The sequence below is a fragment of the Flavobacterium sp. ACN6 genome (assembly GCF_002304005.1).
Classification (GTDB): Bacteria; Bacteroidota; Bacteroidia; order Flavobacteriales; family Flavobacteriaceae; genus Flavobacterium.
Genome location: NZ_MRCQ01000007.1, coordinates 235,089 through 256,180, shown reverse-complemented (window position 1 = coordinate 256,180; position 21,092 = coordinate 235,089). Strand labels below are relative to the sequence as shown.

Annotated in this window: 10 protein-coding genes; 3 read left to right on the top strand and 7 right to left on the bottom strand. The window is 34.3% G+C overall.

Annotation, left to right across the window (positions count from 1 at the left end; genetic code table 11):
• Window positions 1-13: 13 nt before the first annotated feature.
• The 5 genes from BSF42_RS13135 to BSF42_RS13115 form a co-directional block, all read right to left on the bottom strand.
• Complete coding sequence (locus BSF42_RS13135; protein WP_095953541.1) at window positions 14-9,700, bottom strand: T6SS effector amidase Tae4 family protein; 9,687 nt, start codon at window positions 9,698-9,700, stop codon at window positions 14-16.
• Window positions 9,701-9,776: 76 nt separating this feature from the next.
• The gene (locus BSF42_RS13130) at window positions 9,777-11,741 is read right to left on the bottom strand and encodes a T9SS type A sorting domain-containing protein (RefSeq protein ID WP_095953540.1); all 1,965 of its coding nucleotides are present in this window, start codon (window positions 11,739-11,741) and stop codon (window positions 9,777-9,779) included.
• 31 nt (window positions 11,742-11,772) lie between these two features.
• Window positions 11,773-12,504, bottom strand: a complete 732-nt coding sequence (locus BSF42_RS13125; protein WP_095953539.1) for an outer membrane beta-barrel protein — start codon at window positions 12,502-12,504, stop codon at window positions 11,773-11,775.
• A gap of 10 nt (window positions 12,505-12,514) precedes the next feature.
• The gene (locus tag BSF42_RS13120) at window positions 12,515-13,216 is read right to left on the bottom strand and encodes an outer membrane beta-barrel protein (RefSeq protein WP_095953538.1); all 702 of its coding nucleotides are present in this window, start codon (window positions 13,214-13,216) and stop codon (window positions 12,515-12,517) included.
• Window positions 13,217-13,524: 308 nt separating this feature from the next.
• Complete coding sequence (locus tag BSF42_RS13115; protein ID WP_095953537.1) at window positions 13,525-13,830, bottom strand: hypothetical protein; 306 nt, start codon at window positions 13,828-13,830, stop codon at window positions 13,525-13,527.
• A 625-nt stretch (window positions 13,831-14,455) separates the two neighbouring features.
• Here BSF42_RS13115 and BSF42_RS13110 point away from each other — a divergent pair.
• Both BSF42_RS13110 and BSF42_RS13105 read left to right on the top strand, forming a co-directional pair.
• Window positions 14,456-14,944: a DUF1761 domain-containing protein gene (locus BSF42_RS13110; RefSeq protein ID WP_095953536.1), complete on the top strand. Its 489-nt coding sequence runs from the start codon at window positions 14,456-14,458 to the stop codon at window positions 14,942-14,944.
• A gap of 115 nt (window positions 14,945-15,059) precedes the next feature.
• Window positions 15,060-16,205, top strand: a complete 1,146-nt coding sequence (locus BSF42_RS13105) for a peptidogalycan biosysnthesis protein (protein ID WP_095953535.1) — start codon at window positions 15,060-15,062, stop codon at window positions 16,203-16,205.
• A gap of 990 nt (window positions 16,206-17,195) precedes the next feature.
• On the opposite strand, the gene BSF42_RS13095 is transcribed toward BSF42_RS13105, so the two are convergent.
• Window positions 17,196-18,065: a diacylglycerol kinase family protein gene (locus tag BSF42_RS13095; protein WP_095953533.1), complete on the bottom strand. Its 870-nt coding sequence runs from the start codon at window positions 18,063-18,065 to the stop codon at window positions 17,196-17,198.
• 61 nt (window positions 18,066-18,126) lie between these two features.
• Between BSF42_RS13095 and BSF42_RS13090 the strand changes: the two genes are divergently transcribed.
• On the top strand, window positions 18,127-19,089 hold the full coding sequence (locus BSF42_RS13090) for an App1 family protein (protein ID WP_095953532.1): 963 nt from the start codon (window positions 18,127-18,129) through the stop codon (window positions 19,087-19,089).
• A gap of 65 nt (window positions 19,090-19,154) precedes the next feature.
• Here BSF42_RS13090 and BSF42_RS13085 read toward each other — a convergent pair whose 3' ends face one another.
• On the bottom strand, window positions 19,155-21,068 hold the full coding sequence (locus BSF42_RS13085; RefSeq protein ID WP_095953531.1) for an ABC-F family ATP-binding cassette domain-containing protein: 1,914 nt from the start codon (window positions 21,066-21,068) through the stop codon (window positions 19,155-19,157).
• Window positions 21,069-21,092 lie beyond the last annotated feature (24 nt).

Genomic DNA, 21,092 nt, shown 5'->3' with positions numbered 1-21,092 from the left:
TTTTAAAATTTTATTAATTTTCATCTGCCTTAAACAAATACACCTCTTTTGCTTGCTCTACATAATAATGGTTTTCTCCCCCTAAAACAGTATCTCCATCATATAGCCCCACATGTCCTGTAAACCCACTACCATCTTTCGCAATCATAATATACATTCCTTTTTTTCCATTAAACGCTTGATCGATAGCCTCGCGTGATTTTGGATTACTAATTTTTGTTATTTTTTCAGGATTACTTTTATACAATTCCTTCATAACTTTTAACATTTTAGTTGCTGTACTTGTTATAGGCTTATCTTTCATCCCTCCAATAAAACCATAAAAATCAGTATATTTTTCTGGTATTTTAATCTTGGAAAGCCCCAATGCAATAGATCCTCTTGTTGCACAAGCATTTTCGATATATATATTACCTTCTAACTTTAGGGTTGTCTCATTGTATTTGTCTCCCCAAATAGATTTAAAAACTTGAATATTATTTTTATCATCAGTTTCATCTTCATTTTTTGGCCAGTTATCATACAATAAATTAAACTCGACTTGTTTTCCATTAGGATCAATATACTTTATTGGATTCTGATAACAATAAATATATGGATTTAAATTCCCACTATAATAAATACCTCCATTATGCTGTCCATCAAAATAAAACTCATCCTCAAATACAGGATTATAAAGTGCTAATGGATCAACATTCAACCACAAACTAGTTTTTGCATCATAATATCGAGCTCCAAAATAAGACAAATTCGTCTCCCTATCCAATTCCTTCCCATTAAACAAATAAGAGCTAGAAAAAGACGATGAATGCTCCTCAAACAAAACCTCCCCAAAAGCGATATACTCCACATGCTGTGAAATAGATCCGTTTCGAGCTGTAATATACGAAGTACTTCCCAAATGATCAGGATGGAAATAAAAAATATCATTTTCTGGCATTCCAGTTCCAGTAAAACCTTCTCCGCCTTTTACGGTTGTGGGTTCAACAGGAGGACCAAATTGTACCGGCGGACCAGGAACATCGCCTGGCGCATTGAAAATTGGGTTTCTAGGCCAGCCTTCCGGCGGTTCTTGATTTTCTTCAACTGGTTTAATAACTTCACTAGGATATGGATCTCCTGTAAATTCTGGAGTTGCATAAATTCCCTGCTGCGTTGGAGGTCCTGGAGGCAAGCCTAAGCTTTTTACATACGTATCTAATGCTTTTTGCTGTTCTGCTGTCAGCTTACCATAATTAACACCTCCAGCTGTTATTTTTAAAGGCTGTGCAAAAGATCCATTTCCTAATTTACTCACAATACGCCCTGCGCCTTCAAAATAATGCTTGGTAAATTTACCTTTGCTAATCACAAAATACGGAGAGACATAACCTGTGTAATCATCCGTGTGTACAATGGTTGCTGCAGTTTCACCATTTATTGCAACGTTTTGTGAGTCGCCTGAACTTTTTAGTACTCTCTCTCCTGCTGCATCATACGTAAATTGGTGAATTCGTCCGTTATCATTTATTCCCATTAAACGGTTTTCTTCATCCCATGTCATTTTTCTGAAGTTTTGATCTTCCGTGTAACTCGTTGGGTTTCCGTTGCCGTCATAAACATATTCTCTTGGTATAGTTTTTCCTGCCTCAGCAATTTTATTTGGCGCATTAGGATGAAGTTCGTTATCGTAATTGTAATCTAATACATAACCTTTCTGTTCATTGTTTACCGTATGTACTAAATCCTTTTTTATGATGTTATGCATTTTGTTATAGCTCATATTCAGCTCATAACTTGCTTTGGTGAACTCACCTTGATAATTTGCCTTTGCCGATTTTAATCTGTAAAAATCATCATATTGATATTCGTGAGATGATGTCCCTCCTAAAGTATTGTTTACAACTGGTGCTGTATTTTTTATATTCAAAACATTTCCAACTAAATCATATCCATACGAATTATTCATTACTTGTCTAGAACCGCTTTTTACCTGCAGCTGCTGTAATCTTCGCATTACTGGATCGTAGGTATAATTGGTTTCGGTATCATTACCGTATTTTAAATATTTACGCTGTTCAAATTCATCATAACTTAATTGTTTGATGTAATCGTAAGTGTGGCTTTCTTTCTTGCCCTGCATGCTTTGCAGGTTTCCAGCACGGTTATACGTATATTCTACCACTTCACCATCAGGATACGTCATTTTCTGGATTCTGTTCCAAGTATCGTATTCGTATTGCGAAATATAGGTTTGTATATCTGTAGGTGTAATACGAAGTGTGCGAATTTCTTTTTCTACCTCGCCCGATTTTCCGTAGAAAAATTCCTGTCCGCCGCTGGCGTCCTGCACAAACCATAATCGACCTCTGCGTGCTGCTGTACCATCTGCTTTACCATAATTGTACTGTACATTATTCTGTGGGTTTTTAGGGTATTTTATACTCTCTAAACGGTTATAATTATATACATATTCAATTGCACCGCCATTTGGTGTGGTATTTTTAATATCCTGCGTAATACGGGTTGTTAAGTTTCCTGCCAAATCATACTGCATTGTCGTTGTGCCTGCATCTGGATGCGTAAACTCTACACGTCTGCCCAGCCAATCGTAGCTGCTTTTGGTAATGTGATCCATAGCATCTGTAACTTTGATCATTTCTCCTAAGGCATTGGTTTCAAACTTTGTCGTCAAATCGTTTTGCATACTGGCTAAATTCTGCCCTGTAGCATCTGTATAGGTCTGACTTGTATTATTTAGTGCATCTGTCTGTGTTGTACGAAGAACTGGAAGTCCATCGTAGGCTTCTATTGCAAAAGTGGTTGTATTAGTGCTTCCGTCAGGCAATGTTACTTTTATTGGTCGGTTTACCTCATCGTATTCCGTTTTTGTCGGAGTTACATTTGATATTGCTGTACTAAAATTATTATCAATCGTTGTTGTAGTTGTTGGATAATAACTTGTTATGGGTCTTGCCAAACCATCATAAATTACTTTTCCAGAAACAATTTGTGCTTCTTGGTCAGCACTTCCCGCCTGCGTAAACAAACTGGCTGTTTTTTTAATCTGCAAAGCTCTCCCTAATCCATCTGTGTAGGTATAAGTTTCAATATCCTTATCTAATTCTGGATCGTAATTTTTTGTTTTAGCATAAGGTACTTTTGCTTCCGGGAAATATTCATACGCAATTGTATACGGTTTACCTGATGCAATTTCGTATGGTGCTTTAATTGTTGCTGTACGACCTTTTGCGTCTAATGTATAATTTGTGATTTGATCATTACGATCAGTTGTTTTTATTGGAATTCCAAAACGATAATCATATTCCATTTTATTCTGATAACCAAAAGCATCTTTGATCTCTGTCATGTATTGATTGTTTTCGGGATCAAATACATATTCTAATGTCATACGCTGTGCTTTGTGATTTGTCGGACCTGTAATTTTCTGCAGGTTTCCGTAAGTATCATAGGCAATATCTGTAACGGCAATCTTGTCGGCGGCGCTGTAGTTTTTGATCTGAGTAACTTCGGCTGTTGTTGTATTAATTGTCGTTGCTCTTTTTCGGCGTAAACCGTCGGTTGTAAATACTTCTAACTGCCTTGGGATTCCACCATAATAAGGCGTAGTACTTTCATAGTAACTAATTTTGGCCGTTACTTTATCAGCAGCAGAACCATTTCCTAAATCTTCGTATTGAATAATATTTCCGTTGGCATCATACGTATTAAAAGTATTGGTTTCTAGATAATCGCTTCCGCCTTCATATACTTTTTGATTGGCATGAATCAATCCTACAAAAACTCTTTTAGCATCACAAGATGGTAAATTCAACTCTGATACAGGAACACTCGCCTGTGTTGCAACATCAACAAAACTATATTCGTTTTCAGACTCCTGACGCATTTTTCCGTTTTTGTCTAAAGCGTAACTGTGCATCAATAGATTTTTTCTGAAATAATCCTGATTGTAAAATTCCTGAATGCTGGTTGTAAAAACTGAATTATCTGCCGCATCAATTTGTTCCTGAATTACTTTCGCAAACCCGTAAAATTCTCTTTCTCGACGATCGTAATAACCATTCTCGTATTTAAATTTTGCAATGGAATGATCAATTCCATCACCTACATGGCCGTCAAAAACATCAACAGACTGTAAAACCCATTTTGAGTATGGATTTTCGTAGCTTGGTTTCAATAATTCGTAATCTACAACGTAACTATTTCCTGCTCCGTTTGTAACGCTTTTTAATTTATTAGTTCTTTTGATATTGGAAAGACGTACTATTAGTTTGTTTTCATCTTCAGAAAGTATATAATCTAAGTTTCCATCACCATCAATATCATTAAAAGTTGCTTCAGTTCGATTGGTACTAAAACCACCCGATCCACCTATACTTGGTGTAATTTTTATTCCGATAATAGGAATAGGAATGTCGTAACTAAAACCTGTACTTATTCCATAACTGGTACTGTTATTTTCGTTCATTCTGGAGAATCTAGGATAGGTAATAGCTTCCATAAAACTATCTCCCATATTCAAAGATACCATCATCTTTCCTCCAGTATAAACAACTTTATCTGCAAGACCGTCTGAGTTGACATCCATCATTAAAGTATTGGAAGTATCCGTTCCTTTTCCGTAATTAAATCCTCCTGTAAACGAACTTGACTTGTACGACATACCACTCGATGGACTTATAGCCCAATTTTCTGAAGATCCAGTGGCAATTCCTTCAAAATTCCACTTTTCTTCTGGTAAAAATCCGTAACCAAAATTAAGTGCTACTTCACCCGTTTTCTTGATTCTGTCCACCAATCCATCTCCATTAATATCAGCATGCAGATACTGTGATTCATCTTCATTATTATTCAAACTTCCAGACAATGAAATGGTTGCCGAAATACCCAAAGATTGCTGTTCAGATACGTTCATGTTTACAATGTTACAATTACTATCAGAAGCGGGTACTACTTTTTCAACGGTTTTGGTAAAACCATGAGAATAACTTCCATCTGCAGTTATCCCGTCCGATTTACTTTCGCCATGACTGTAATTGTAAATATCTGTTTTCTGACTGCTTATACCTCCTGTTGGAGAAGTAAACTGAACTTGTTTTCCTCTAATATAATCAGGATAACGGTCTCCGTTTAAATCTGCCATCGTTTGTGTAACATAGCTGGTTCCCGTTCCTTTACTGCCCCCCGGTCCAAGGGGCCCGACTTTTAGTCCTGCAGAATAACTTGTACTTTCATTTTCACTTAATAATGTAAGCGCCATTGTACCGCCTCCATCTAAACCAGGTAAACTTGCATCATAATAAGATGTAATATCATCTTCTCCCAGACGCGATGCACCCATAAATTTTCCATCAATATAAGAAGTCGTTTCCAGACCAATCATATTGTTTTGATTATAGATACTCTGCATCGAAACAAAATAAACCTTAGACATGCTATAACCTTCCTGCTCTGTTTCTGATTGGTTATCAGGATCTAAATTGGGCTGCGCATTATAAGTATCAGATGTTTTTAATTCAGATACAGCAATTAAATCAGAAGCAAAAGTGCCGCTGTTGTTAATCACAAAACCGCCCCATTCTCTATGTCCTAATCCCAGTTGTAATTCCTCTGCATAAAATGGAGAATAAACCGCATATTTGTTTGTATCTGCTGTCCAAACAGCTCCTAAATCTCCAAGTACATTTAAATAAACCGGCATTTGAAAAAGCGACACGCAGAATTGAGTCAACGCAGTACTTTCTAATTCTGGAACACTAATTTCCAAATCAATAGGCAAACCGCTTATAACTTTTGCAAAATCTGTTACAGGTTCTAAATTAGTTAAATCATCCTGCAAAACTCCATTAACCATTTTGTAGCGCTTTCTTGCTGCCAATTGGTTATTTTGTTTTGCTGTGATGATAACTGTTCCGTTTAATTTTGTCTTAAGCGGACTAAATCCTGAAATTAAATCAAAATCGGTTCCAGCTAAATTAATTGATAAGATCCCATCAATAGCAGAAGCCTTTTTCTCAATAATATAATTTCCTTGTCGCTTTTTATAACGCTGCAAAAACACGTCAATTTTTTTATTCTCTGGCGCAGCAACTCCTACAGGAGGCATATTGATTGAAGGGTTAAATGTTATTGTACTCCAGTTAACATTGGTTTGACTTTCTAAAACAAAACGAATTTGAGATGTCACATTATTATTTATTGTTCCAATACTGCTTAGATCAAAAGAAACCGCTTCATTTGCTTTAAATAGTCTTTCATAGAGTATTGTTTCGACTGCTCCAGCATCAAGATTTTTTCTAAAAATTCGAAGTCTCACATGATCTGATGTAATCGGTTTTATAAAATTTCCTGCAAAAGAAATCATGCCAGCCGGCACTAAAAGTCCAGAATTTGTACTGCTTAAAAAATCTTTCTCAGCATCATAATTTTTTAATGAATACGAGTTGGCATCTACCGCATCATCATCGATTGGAACTAAACTGCCCGTATTGTCATTTATTGTTGTATAAGAAATTTTTGGGCTCCACAAAACCTGATCAAAATTTCCATCTAATAAAGAACTTACCCTAAAAAACAGCTTCTCGCCTTTTGTTACAGTAAGTAGATCTTCTTTTGTTTTTTCGTTGTAATCATTTGATGCAATCGCCTGCTTCCAGACTAAACCATTCTGTTTCTGGAAAAACAATACCACTCCATCTGCCTTATCTTTTCCATCATTGGTTAAATATTCGATTCTTTCCTGCGAAAAGTCCTGCTGCAATTGGTATCTGTGTGAAACTTTAATCTGTCCTGTAACTGGTGCTTCCCACATACGAACAGCATCATGCAAAGGATTGTTTATCTGCATCTGCTCTTTTGTAATTCCGGGGTCAGGAAATTCTAAAGATAGTTCTCCATTTCCTGAAACTGGTGCGGGAGTACCCCCGCTGCTCGTCTTAAAAGTTGGAACTCCATCTACAAGTCTATTATAATACACTTGTCCGTTATCGGCAAAATCCACTAGTCCATCACCATTAAAGTCCATAAAATAACTTTTGGTTTTGCTCTTTGTGTATTGTTTGTCAAAACCAACACTTGCACTTACTTGCGAATATCCTAAAATCAAACCAACTCCCCAGTTAAAGGTTTTACTAGACGAGTTTCCGATATTATTTAGTGTGATTTCCTGAATTTCCCCAAAACCGTTAGTCCCTTGATTGGAAAGATTTTTTCTATAATATACATTATTGCCTTTTCTAAAAACTTTATCTGGTAATTGATCTCCATCTAAATCTTCCAGAATTACGATAGTTTCAGAGGAACCCCAGCTATTCCCTCCATGGGCACCAATGGTATTTTGTTTAAAATTTCCAGTATCAGTTGCTAATCCAACTCCAATACGATAATTAATACCTGCTGATTTACCGTTTGAACTATTACCCAGCGTATGTTTTCCAGAAACATCTACATTTGGGAGAATGTTATTTTTTAATTGATCGTCCTGTACATTCCAATTTTGCTCCGGCCCAAACGGATTGTACTTGCCAGATGCATCACGAACATCATCAAAATAATCAAGCGTATTGGTATAAAACAAATTAGACTCTGAATCGTATTCTGAAACAGACTTAAGTAAGGTTTTCTTATATGCACCTTCCGTATAATTCAATTCGTAACTGCGAACCATGTCGTTTTTATAGCGGACTTCAATTTTACGTAATAATTGATTATTTAGTTGTCTAAAACCTAATCGTGCCGAAACTTGAACATCAGGGCGGTTTGCTTCGCCTAAATCTGAGTTTTTCACAAAAGTTACGCTGTAGTTTCCTTTTTGAGAATTAAAACCAGTGTAATACACTTTTTTAAGATACAATTCGCCATCGCTTTTGTCATATTCATATTCGACCGTATTTCCTTTTAAATCGACCTGAAGGCAAAGTGCCCAATGCCCAACATTTCCGTTTCCATCCTGTAAAACACCATTTGCTGAAAGTCCGGATAAATTTCCTCCGTAATAACTGGCCACACCGCTTTTATCTTTTACAACCCAATAATAATTTTTAGGAGATGATCCTTTACGAATAATCTGCTGAAAAGCACCTTCTCGTCTTGGATAAAATTGTTTATCTGTGGTTCTGCCAATCCATTCTGCTCTGTGCGAATTAGGAATCAATGCTTCACCGCTGATAGAATAACTTTCAGTTTCACTTACCGCGTCATATCTTGGCGCTCCCCATCTTGTTTCAATACTTACAGCCGGTGCCGAAATATCCCAGCCCATTCCTGCCCAGCTGTGTCCGCCGTCACTGTCATATTGCAAATTCAAAGACGGCTGCATGCCTCCTCTTCCATTCGGAATTACGATAGAAAATCCTGTACTCATTGTTCCTCTTCCGTTTGCAGATGGCGGTGCAATAGACTGAATTCCAACAAGCGGACTTGCCGCTTTTAAATCTTTTATACTTGTTGGCGTGTAACCAGATGTTTCTGGAGATTCAGGCATTTTGATAATTCCAGCAATAAAATCGGTAAAATGGGTTGTTTTAGCCTTAATTATTCCCTGTTTGATGTCTAAGGAATCTTTGGTTACTTCCTGCCAAAGACGTTTATTTTCATCAAAATAAAATACATTAATGTCTTTTTCTGTATAACCTTCTGGGATTGTTTTTTTATCGTAAGGAAGTGAAAGTGTAACGGCTTTTTCAAAAATAGTTCCGTGTGGCAGTAATCTATATCCTGCATTAGTTCCTGTTACATTGACCATTGCCGAGTTTAACGGCGCAATATCTATTTTTCTTAAACCGCTTACGGATACTTTTACATTGTTTTTTAAAGCTCCGACAGGAAAAACAGCCGAAAAATCTTTGTAATCTAAAGTATTTACGGTTTCAAAATTTATCGTTTTAGCAATACGTTCTTTAGCATTTTCTAACGGCCTGAAACTTGGAACTTTTAGAAATTGATTTAGTTCTAATTTTTCGTTTACAATTACCCGTGTTGCAGTTTCTTTTTGTACTAAAATTGATCTACCGATACTTTTTCCATCCAAAACCAATTCAAATTCTGGCTGGTTAACATCAACAGCAATTCCAGCGATGGTCATTTTTTTGATCTGCGAAGGAAAATTAGTTCCCTTGATATATAATTTATCTTCTGATTTTAACAGCGTGAAATTCTTAGAAGCAGTTTCTGATTTGTAAACGATTCGTACGTTTTTGATTTTATATCCGTTTAAAATACCGTCTGGAGCTGTAAATAAAAGCACGTTATCTCCTTGTCTCAATGATTTTTCAGATAACAATTCTGATTGTTTTGTCCACGCTTTATTTTCAGATAAAAACTGCCCTCCAATACTTGGCTGATTGTTTAAACTTCTAGAAATTGAAGCAGATTGATCGTAACCATATAATTCATATTCCAAATAAGCATTTTCATTATTTTCTGGCAGCTCGTCTACTTTCAAATGAAAAACGTTATCATACGCGTCATCAACCTCTTCAGTAGTATTCACTCCAATATTTCCCTCTTTAATATCGGCCGTAAACAGTTTAGTACTTTTGTTGTCATTTTTAATTATTACTGTTGAATCTGACTTGGAAGTCAAAACTTCTTCTGTTGAGGTATTTTCAGAGAATAATGAACTCATTTTATATTCACCAAAATTCGCGGCAAATAAAAATGTACCAATTAAAAATACAAGTAATATAATTTTATTTTTCATAAATCAGAATAATCGATTAGGGGCAATCGGTTAATATTATATAGCAATACAGCTTGAAGTTTTTTTAAACTTCAAATTATTTCACAATTACTTTAAAGGTTTTTGTACCAAAATCTGACGTCACATTGACCAAATACATACCTGTTGCGGCTTTTATGCTGTCTTCGTACAGGTAAGTTTCTATTTGTGTAAATTGTTTCTCCTTTACAAGTGATCCTGTTGGAGAATAGATCCTGATTGCAGCATTTGTTTTTTTAGGAAACTGCATCGCAATAGAAAATTTTCCGTCAGGCGTTGGATTCGGATATAAGATCAATATGCTTGAATCTGTAATTTCTTTTCCATCTGTTGCAACAGCAATCTTTTTAGAAGTTTTACATTCCTGAGAATTTAATAACCTAAGTTCATAATTACCTGGCTGATCAATTAAAATTCTTGGATTATCATCGATAAAATTACCTTCATAAAACCATTGATATTCGTAATTTCCTGCTGGCAAATCTTTACTTGCATCCAGAGTTAAAGCATTTCCATCTGTTAATAAATAATCTGATTTTAAGTTCGGAAACGTGCCTTCTTTATCGGCAACAAAAACGGTTTCATTGTATAAATTTCCCTTTGCATCTTTAACGATATAATCATAAGTTCCAGACGAAAGCTGTACTCCCGTTTTACTTTTTGCTGCTTGGTTCCATTGTTTTACAACCGCTTCGCTTCCTTCTTTTTTAACGGTTACAGTAAAGGGTGCTTCTCCGCCTTCAATCGAATAATTTAACTCTCCAGATCCTGATACACCGCAAGTTGCTTCTGTAATCCAGACTCTGCTAAACATTACGGGCGCCACTTTTAAGGTAAATTTTGTGCTTCCAGTTTTTTGTTTATTCCAGTCAAAATCGTTTAAAACTAATTTTTCGCTGCTTGATGTACTTGCCAGACGAATATATTCTGAGTCACTTTCATTGTATGTCCCTTTCCCTGAATAATCTACCCACAACCAATAATAAGTATCTTTTGGTAAAGTCCCTTTTATAAATGCGGGGTTCAAAGTCCAATTCAAACTCAAATCACTCGGATTTGCAAAATCTAGCTGCCATTCTCGTGAAATGCCAATTGGTTCACCCTGTTCTTGTTTTTTTACTAAAAGATTTTTTCCGTTATCACTCCAAAAAGCAAAATAATTATCTGGAATTTTGCCTGACTTACTTTTAAGTTCAACCGTCAAAAGTCCTTCTTCAATCATATTACTGCTTTTAGGCTGCAACAAACCGCTGGCATCGTCACGGCCAACAGCGGTAATTGAAGATGTAAATCCTTTATGTTTGTCTGCGTCCCAAATAGTTGTTCCCTGACTGTTGAGGTAGTTTTTATTGTCAAACTGAGAAAGTGAAATTCCGTATTTGATGGCCAAATAACTGGCCGCTTTCTGCGTTTCTAAACCAGATAAAACTCGGTTGTAAACCAGAATTTCGCTGATGTTTCCCGCAAATTCTTCTGGCGGCAGTTTTTCAAATTTTGGCTTTTGCCCAATCGTTATGGACGATAACTTTGCAACACTATCAGTTATGTTCTGCTGAAAAAAATGAATGTTTGCTTTATGCGGTTTTATCTTTTCCTGATACGATTGATAGGAATATTTCTTAAGATCTACCAAACGTTTATTGGTTCCAACCGAAAGTACTTTTTTAGGATCTGTGATTGTCCACAAAAATTGTTCTTTAATACTGTCTTTCACTTTGTAAACCATAAACAAAGTCTGGCGTCTTTTAGTATTAATTCCTAAAGGCAGAATCAAAGAGTCTTGCGCGGTATCAAAAACAATACTCGGATTAAAATTAAAAACTGCACCAGCATGTCTTTTTCCAGAAATCTTTGCTTCCTTATCTGTCAGGCTTTCCCAATAATAATTTTCGCCGCTATTTTTTGATTTAATCCAAAAATAGGGATCTGATACTGCTCCAGGCAAAACTTTTTGCTGTGAAAAAATCAAATTACCAGTCAATAACGATATAAAAATTGATACTAAAAAAACCTTTTTATACATAATACAATGTTTTTAATTGATAATCGTATGCCTAAAAATTGGCCAAATCGTCGAAGTCAAAAGAATAGCCGATAATCAAAGAAATACTGTTGATTTTGTTTTTATTCTCAATGTAACGATGCCCGTTTTCCTCGGTTGCCATTGCATCTGTCAATCCTAAAGTATATCTTGCTCCAACAGATAAATTGGAGTTGAATTCATATCCTAAAGAAAATATTCCAGAGAAATAATTTTTCCCTGTAAATGATTCCTTTAATACTTTCTGCACATTAGCATCGGGTTCAAAATAAACACCAGAATCTGCAAAAATCTCCTGCGCATTTGAGGTATATTTTATATTATCGCTGGCAATATTAAAACTGATATATGGTCCAAAACCAACGTAAAATCCGTCAACTGGATAATATTTAAACTGCGCACCAACATTTATATAGCTGTATCCAAAAGTCATTTTGTATTTCAATCCTTTTATATCTTCATAATTCAAATCGGTACTTTGACCAGAATATGAAATTTCGGTTTGAATGCTGACTTTCGCATACGGGTATTTCCAATTGATAAAAACACCGCCTGTTCCGCCAAACTTACCTTCTTCCTTTAAGGTATAACCTTCGTATATAGGACTGGATATTACTGCTCCCGAAATATTAGACATTTTAGAATAAATACCGCCTCCAAAAATACCATACGTTATCTCTCTGTCGCCTTGTGCCAAAACAGATTTTGTGCTTACTAATAAAAGAAGCAAAATAATTTTTTTCATTTTTTATAAATTACCATTGATGAAAACTGTAGCCCAGCGAAAAACAAAACACACTGCTCTTATTTTGATTTTCGATAAACTGAAAAGAAGATGCATTACTTTTGATCATGTCTTTTACGCCAAGATAATAGCGAAGATCAAAGTGAATGCTTTTATGAAGTTCATACCCAAGATTGAAACATAGCGAAAAATCGTCTGCACCGTCAAGACCGTCTTTATAAAACTGTCGTGTCGCCACATCATACATTCCGTCTGCTTCATTAGAAGTATAGGTGATATCGTTAGGTGATAAATTGATTCCGTAAAACGCGCCAAATCCCAAGTTTAATCCTTCATACGGATAAACTTTATACAAAGCTCCAATTTGCAGAAAAGCATAATTAATTCCGAGTTCAAATTCTTTTCCAACTGCATCGCGATAGGTAACGGTTTCTCCAGACTGCCTAAACAAAATTTCAGGCTGAATGGCAACACGAGTGTCATAAAGTTTGCAATTCAGAAAAAAACCGCCTTCCAAACCGTATTTACCTTTGCTTTCCAAAACACTGTTATCAAAAGTATTATCCCTTCCTTTGATGCTTTCTGGTAAGTTACTAAAAGTAGAATGTATCGCCCCAAGTTTTATTCCGTACGTAATATTCGTTTCGTTTTGACTGTAAACGGAGGCATTAAAAAAAGTGCTTAAAATTATTAAGGGTAATATTACTTTCATTCACAAAATTTTTTGCGAATATATGTATTAATTTTAGTTTAAAAACGCAAATAGTCGACAAAAGGATTAAAATAACCGACAAACAACAAGAAATTCTTTTTAAATAGTGAATTCACACAAACTACAATTAAGTTTTATTAATTTAATAATTATTTAAAGGATTAGCTAAATTATATTAATCCAAATTATGGCAAAAATCTTGGGTAATTTGATTAAATACTTCTTTTGAAAGTTTCAAAACATACTATAGAAAACAAAAAAGGACCATTTTTAAAATGGTCCTTTTTCATATTGTTTTTTGAGAAAAATTATGCTCTGAATAAAGCATATTTATTGTGGTTATACAAAACCTTATCGTAAGGAACATAAAGCGAAACGATTTTCTCCGTTGACTCGTCAAATTTGATTCCGTTATATTTTCTGAATAAGTAAATTTCTTTTAAACAATTAGAAAGACTTTGGTGAATTTCAGTTGTAAAAGCTGGCAGTTGTTTGTCTCCTACCAAAAGGTCAATTTGGTAATTTGAACTGCTTTTTGATAAATTGTTACCAATAATTCTAATGGTAAATGTGGCTGACTTTCCGTATTGTTCACCTTGATATTGTAGTGTCATAATTTTATAGTAAAAAGGTTAATATTTCTTATCTCGACTTACTTTGATATTGAATTTTAATTTAAAGTTATAAAAAAAAATGACTCCTTTAAAAACTTAAATTCAATTTCTGAATGCAAAGTTACTATAAATTATATTCTCAATATTTTTTTATTTATGAGTTAATACTATAAACTAACTTATTCTAGCATAGTGACATTCCGTTAAAAAATTGGTTATCAGTAAAATATCAAAAAATGGGCATCGAGACTTTATAAAAACAAAAAAACCGCAACGAATTACGGTTTTCAGCAATTAACTAAATATATTTAATCAACTTTTTTAACGAGTGTAAAATTCATTCATAAGCACGATTAATTTTTGGGAAGTATTGTAATTTATTTTCAAGATTTATTTCGCACAAAAACAGATTTCCATTCTGATTAAATTTTATCCTGTTTTATCATTCAAGAGTGTCTTTTAATTCGGAGACTAAATTATAAATTTCGTAGATATAATGCACGGAATATCGACAAAGTGTTAATAAATATTTGATTAACAAGATATATTTTGCTTTTTTAAAAAAGAGATTTGCTCATTGTTTTTTTGATTACATTTGATTAACTAATTCTAAAAACCTCATATCATGGAAATTAACTTCGTTGCATTACTTTTAGCCGCAATTGTTACGCTTGTTGTCGGCTTTATTTGGTATAGCCCCAAAGTATTTGGAACTATCTGGATGAAAGAAAGCAATCTTACCCAGGAAGAACTGAAAAAAGGAAGTATGATTAAAATCTTTGTATTAACGTACATTTTTTCTTTAATGATTACAATGACTTTAATGTCGTTGACAATTCATCAATCTGGAGCGGTTGGAATGGTTGGCGGACCTCCTTTAATTAATAGTGCGAAACCATCATTTGCAGCATTTATGGCCGATTACGGAATGGCTTACAGAACTTTTAAACACGGCGCCCTTCACGGTTTTATATCTGGTTTATTTTTTGCATTTCCTTTAATCGGAATTAATGGTTTATTTGAAAGAAAATCTTGGAAATACATATTTATCAATACCGGTTACTGGGTAATTACGCTTACACTAATGGGCGGTATTATTTGCGGTTTTGCATAAACAATAAAATACTAACCCGTTTGAAGTAAATTCGAACGGGTTTTTCTTAATAATAACTTAAAGAAAAGAAGTTATTGCAAATATTATCTAATTTTGAAGAAATTAGTTCACTCCTTTGAATACAACATATTCTTTCCAGATTTACAAAAGCGCTTCAGTACTGCCTTCAGAATGGAATTCGCTTGCTGCTGACAATATTTTTTTAACACGGGAATATCTCGAAGTACTGGAAAATTCTTCTCCGGTAAATATGACTTGTCATTTTATTGGAATTTTTGAAGAAAAAAAAATCATCGGAATTGTTTTAACTCAGTTTCTATTTGCAGAAAAACTAGAGTCTTTTGGCGAACGCGATAAATGCTTAAAAACTTCTGTTCGCAATTTTGCCCTTAAAAACTTTGCTTCACATGTTTTATTCATTGGCAATAATATGCTGACTGGACAAAATGCTTTTGCTTTTGATAAAAGTATCAAGCAGTCAAAAGCAATCAAAACGCTGCATAAAGCTATAATTCAACTCAAGAAAGATTTAAAAGAAAGCGGTAAAAAAGTTCATATAACCAGCATTAAAGATTTTACTTCAAAGGAAATTGAACCGTTGCAAGCTGAATTCAAAAACAATTATACGTTTTCGACACAGCCCAATATGATTTTTGAAATCAAAAATAACTGGAAAACAGAACAAGATTATATTGATGCTTTATCCAAAAAATACCGCGACCAATACAAACGCGCCCGAAAAAAAGCTGATGGAATCGTAAAACAAAAAATGTCTTTGTCCGATATTCAGAAATATGAAGATGTAATTTATGATTTGTATTTTCATGTTGCCAAAAATGCGCCTTTTAATACCTTTTTTCTAGCTCGAAATCATTTTAGCTTTTTCAAAGAAATTATGGGAGATAACTTTTTATTGTACGGTTATTTTATTGACGAAAAATTAATTGGTTTCAACACTTTAATCAAGAACGGGACTGTAATGGATACTTACTTTTTAGGTTATGATGAAAGTGTACAACGCGAAAAAATGCTGTATTTAAATATGCTATACGACATGATCGCCTATTCTATTAAAAAGGGATTTAAAGAAATTGTTTTTGCCAGAACCGCTCTTGAAATTAAAAGTTCAGTAGGTGCAAAACCTGTAAAAATGTATGGTTTAATTACGCACAGTAATGCATTAATAAACCATAACATTTCAAGATTTTTTAATTATCTGGAGCCAAAAACAGAATGGCAGGAACGAAATCCTTTTAAATAAGACAAGGATAATTATACCGCTCCGATGGAGCTTTTTATCTCCTCATTAAATATTTTGCTATAAATATTTCGCTCTTCCAGAGCTTTACTTATCATGCTTGAATATTGCTTTCACCTTCCTTTTAATTTTCGCTATGAATATTTCGCTCTTCCAGAGCTTTACTTATCATGCTTGAATATTGCTTTCACCTTCCTTTTAATTTTCGCTATGAATATTTCGTTCTTCAAGAGCTTTACTTATCATGCTTGAATATTGCTTACACCTTCCTTTTAATTTTTGCTATAAATATTTCGCTCTTCCAGAGCTTTACTTATCGTGCTTGAATATTGCTTTCACCTTCCTTTTAATTTTTGCTATAAATATTTCGCTCTTCAAGAGCTTTACTTATCGTGCTTGAATATTGCTTTCACCTTCCTTTTAATTTTTGCTATAAATATTTCGCTCTTCAAGAGCTTTACTTATCATGCTTGAATATTGCTTTCATCTTCCTTTTAATTTTCGCTATAAATATTTCGTTCTTCTAGAGCTTTACCTATCATGCTTGAATATTGCTTTCACCTTCCTTTTAATTTTTGCTATAAATATTTCGCTCTTCCAGAGCTTTACCTATCATGCTTGAATATTGCTTTAACCTTCCTTTTAATTTTTGCTATAAATATTTCGCTCTTCCAGAGCTTTACTTATCATGCTTGAATATTACTTTCACCTTCCTTTTAATTTTCGCTATGAATATTTCGTTCTTCCAGAGCTTTACTTATCATGCTTGAATATTGCTTTCACCTTCCTTTTAATTTTTGCTATAAATATTTCGCTCTTCCAGAGCTATATTTATATCTTTCCAAAGCAACGCAATTCCAAAGCTATAGAAATGCAATCAAACTCCTTTAGGAGTTTAATATTTATAGAACCTGAATTTCACACAAGCAATAAAGCCCCATCGGGGCGATATAAAACTACAATGTATTTTACTGCCAAACTTTATCTGGATCTTTAAGGAACAGCCAATTTCATTTGTTTGTGCAGAATATGAATTTCTAAAGATTTCTGCGCACCGCAATATTCACCATCAATTTGAAAATTAACTGGATAATCGGTTTCGATAGTTGCTTTATCGGTTGAAATAATTACAATATCATCTGAATCGATTGGCATGTTTCCTGTAATAATTTTTCCAATTAAAAGTATATCCAAGCTTTTCAAAATCACCAATTCAAACTTTCCATCATTCATGGAACCGTTTGGATTAATAATTACACCTGTTCCATATTTTTGAGAATTGGCAATTACAATCATTCTTGCAACATGCTCCACCTTTTTATTATTCGCAGAAATAGTCGCCACAAATGGATCATCTGATTCTTTCAAAGTAGTAAAAGCCTGTAATGCATATCCCCAAAAACCTCTCACATCGCTTTCTTCGTAGTTCTTGACTAAGTTTGCATTTAAACCAATATCACTTAAATGGATACTTTTTTTTCCATTGATGCAAATCATATCCATTTCGATGTAATGATGCAAAAATGCTATTTTAAGATTCTCTTCGATTCCTTCTGGAAGATTTAGGTCTACAGAAAGTCCGTTTGCAGATCCAGCTGGTAAAATGCCGATTATCACATCGTGATCTTCCATGGCTTCGGCAACCATCTTAATTGTTCCGTCTCCTCCTGCCACAACAATTCGTTCAGGATTATGCTGTTCGTAGATTGTTTGTATTGCTTTTAAATCGCTTTTACCTGTAGTTTCATAAACCTCCAGATTAAAATGATTTGTTGCTGCGAATTCTTCAACAGCCTCTATTAAATCTGATTTATCAAGGTCTCCCGATATCGGATTTACAACAAATAGTATATTCTTTTTCAAAATTTTATTTTTAAAACCAATTAATTTAAGTAATTTACAGTTACCTAAATATACGTAATTAATGAAACCAATTCTACAATTATATCGAGGTTATGCAAATGAGCAAGAATTGATTGTGATGGGACATGTTTTAAGGAGAGAACACAATTATGACTTTGAAAAAAGGAAATTAAAAAATGCCACCTCGATCCTCAAATTATTCCGAATAAAGACGATTAAAAATTTTGATGTTTACCTTCATTATAATGATGAAATTATTCATACCAAAACTTTAGATGACGGCTATTTTAAATTCTGCATTCCGCTCGAAAAAGAAACACACTTTGGATGGATGCCATATGAAGTGAGTCTGAAATACGGAAATGAATCTAAAAGCTGCAAAGGCAGTTTTATAAGACCGCATAAAGGGAAACTCGGAATTATATCGGATATTGATGATACTTTTTTGATTTCGCACACCAATAATTTCTTTAGAAAAATTTACATTTTACTTTTTAGAAACGTAAATGACCGAAAGGTTTTTAAAAATGTTGTGGCACACTATCAGGCATTGAGCCAGTCGGGAAGAAATAACCCAGAAGAAGCAAATGCATTTTTTTATATTTCGAGCAGCGAATGGAATTTATACCGCTTTATTGCGAAGTTCACCCGTATACACAAGTTGCCAAAAGCCGTATTTCTGCTGAAAGATATTAAAAGAGGAATTACCGATTTTTTTATGAGCGGCAGAGGCAGCCACGATCATAAGTTTGAAAAAATAAAACATGTTGTAGAATTTTATCCTACTCTTAAATATATTTTAATGGGTGATGATTCGCAGCATGATCCTATTTTATACGAAAGAATCTGCAAAATATTTCCTGTTACCGTAATCGCTGTTTACATTAGACAAACTGGAAAATACCCAAAAAGAGAGGTTGAAAAGATCCTAAAAAACCTGGAAAGTCTAGATGTCAAGGTTTGCTACTTTAGAGACAGTAATGAAGCTATCGAACATTCTAAGTCTATTGGGATTATTAAGTAGTTGGTTTCAGGTTTCAGGTTATAGCAACTTGAAACCTGAAACTTGAAACAAAATAAAACTAAAATCTAAGCATTAAAATTATCTATTTCTTCTTGAACAATTTCCCAATCTAGAAGTAATTGATCTAAATCTTTTTTCTTTTTGTTATATGCAGTAAAAAACGACGCGTCTTCAATATGTTTGTCGTAATTTGAAGCTAATAATTTATCGTCGTGCTGAATGTCTTTTTCTAATTGTTTGATCTGACTTTCAACTTTACTTAAACGATTTTGAAGCGCTTTTCCTTTTTTCTGGTCTTCGTATGATGTTTTGTTTGTTTCTTTTGGAGCTGCGGCTTTTACAACATCTTTTTTCTCGACTTCGCGCATGTTTTCCAGATTACGCTGCTCTAAGAAAAAGTTGATATCTCCTAAATATTCTCTAATTTTTTGATCTTTGAATTCGTAAACAATATTCGACATTCCTTGAAGAAAGTCCCTGTCGTGCGAAACCAATAGTAAAGTACCGCCAAATTTTTGAAGTGCAGCCTTTAAAACGTTCTTAGATTTAATATCTAAGTGGTTGGTAGGCTCATCCATCAGTAAAACGTTGATTGGCTGTAATAACAGCTTACAAAGCGCGAGACGGTTACGTTCTCCTCCTGAAAGTACTTTTACTTTTTTCTCTACATCATCTCCGCGGAACAAAAATGAGCCTAACATGTCGCGAACTTTAGAGCGGTTTGTATCTGTTGCAGCATCTTCCATAGTTTGCAGCAAGGTGATTTCACCATCTAAATATTCGGCTTGATTTTGGGCGAAGTAACCCAATTGCACATTGTGCCCTAATTTGATATTTCCTTGGTACTCAAATTCGTTGACCAATGCTTTAATAAAAGTAGATTTTCCTTGACCGTTTTGTCCAACAAATGCAATTTTACTTCCTCTTTCTACCAAAAGACTGATATCTTTAAGGATGGTTTTATCGCCGTAGCTTTTCGTTACATCTTCTGCTTCGATTACAACTTTTCCAGGCTCTTTTGAAACTGGAAAAGAGATATTCATAACTGAATTATCATCTTCATCAACCTCAATTCTTTCGACTTTATCTAATTTTTTAATCAACGATTGCGCCATCGAAGCTTTGGAAGCTTTCGCACGGAATTTCTCAATTAATTTTTCTGTTTCTTCAATTTTCTTTGCCTGATTTTTTTGAGTCGCTAATTGCTTTTCGCGAATTTCATGACGTAATTCTAAATATTGAGAATACGGTTTATTGAAATCGTATGCTTTTCCTAAAGAAATTTCGATTGTTCTGTTGGTAACATTATCTAAGAACATTTTATCGTGCGATACAATTACCACAACGCCTGGATAGTTGCGAAGGAAACTCTCTAACCAAATGATACTTTCGATATCCAAGTGGTTGGTTGGCTCATCCAGAAGCAATACATCGTTGGATTGTAAAAGTAGTTTGGCCAACTCGATACGCATTCTCCAACCTCCAGAAAATGTTTCTGTTTGGTTATTAAAAACTTCTCTTTTAAAACCTAAACCTAAAAGGATTTTTTCTGTATCTCCCACATAATTATAACCTCCTAAAAGTTCAAAACGATGTGTATAATCAGATAGGTCTTCAATGATCTGGCTGTATTCTTCACTTTCATAATCGGTTCTGGTAACCAATTGATGATTGATTTCTTCTAATTTCTTTTCTACAATTTTGATCTCAGTAAAAGCTTCGTATGCTTCCTCCAACACCGTTCTTCCTTGCTCAAAATCAATATCTTGACGCAAAAAGCCCATACGGATATCTTTTTCTTGAGAAATAACTCCTGAATCTGGGGCAAAGTCTCTAGCCAGCATTTTAAGCATTGTAGATTTACCTGCTCCGTTTTTACCGACAAGACCAACTCGGTCTCCAGCTCCTAACCGAAAAGTAACTTCTTCAAATAAATATGTTCCTCCAAAAGAAACCGAAAGATTGTGTATATTAAGCATAATTTGTGACTGTTGTTACAAGAA

Bases quoted from the DNA above. Each gene is read 5' to 3' on its own strand.
- BSF42_RS13090 (WP_095953532.1), top strand. From the start codon at position 18,127: ATGAAACCAATTCTACAATTATATCGAGGTTATGCAAATGAGCAAGAA.
- BSF42_RS13085 (WP_095953531.1), bottom strand. From the start codon at position 21,068: ATGCTTAATATACACAATCTTTCGGTTTCTTTTGGAGGAACATATTTA.
- BSF42_RS13125 (WP_095953539.1), bottom strand. From the start codon at position 12,504: ATGAAAAAAATTATTTTGCTTCTTTTATTAGTAAGCACAAAATCTGTT.
- BSF42_RS13130 (WP_095953540.1), bottom strand. From the start codon at position 11,741: ATGTATAAAAAGGTTTTTTTAGTATCAATTTTTATATCGTTATTGACT.
- BSF42_RS13120 (WP_095953538.1), bottom strand. From the start codon at position 13,216: ATGAAAGTAATATTACCCTTAATAATTTTAAGCACTTTTTTTAATGCC.
- BSF42_RS13115 (WP_095953537.1), bottom strand. From the start codon at position 13,830: ATGACACTACAATATCAAGGTGAACAATACGGAAAGTCAGCCACATTT.
- BSF42_RS13110 (WP_095953536.1), top strand. From the start codon at position 14,456: ATGGAAATTAACTTCGTTGCATTACTTTTAGCCGCAATTGTTACGCTT.
- BSF42_RS13135 (WP_095953541.1), bottom strand. From the start codon at position 9,700: ATGAAAAATAAAATTATATTACTTGTATTTTTAATTGGTACATTTTTA.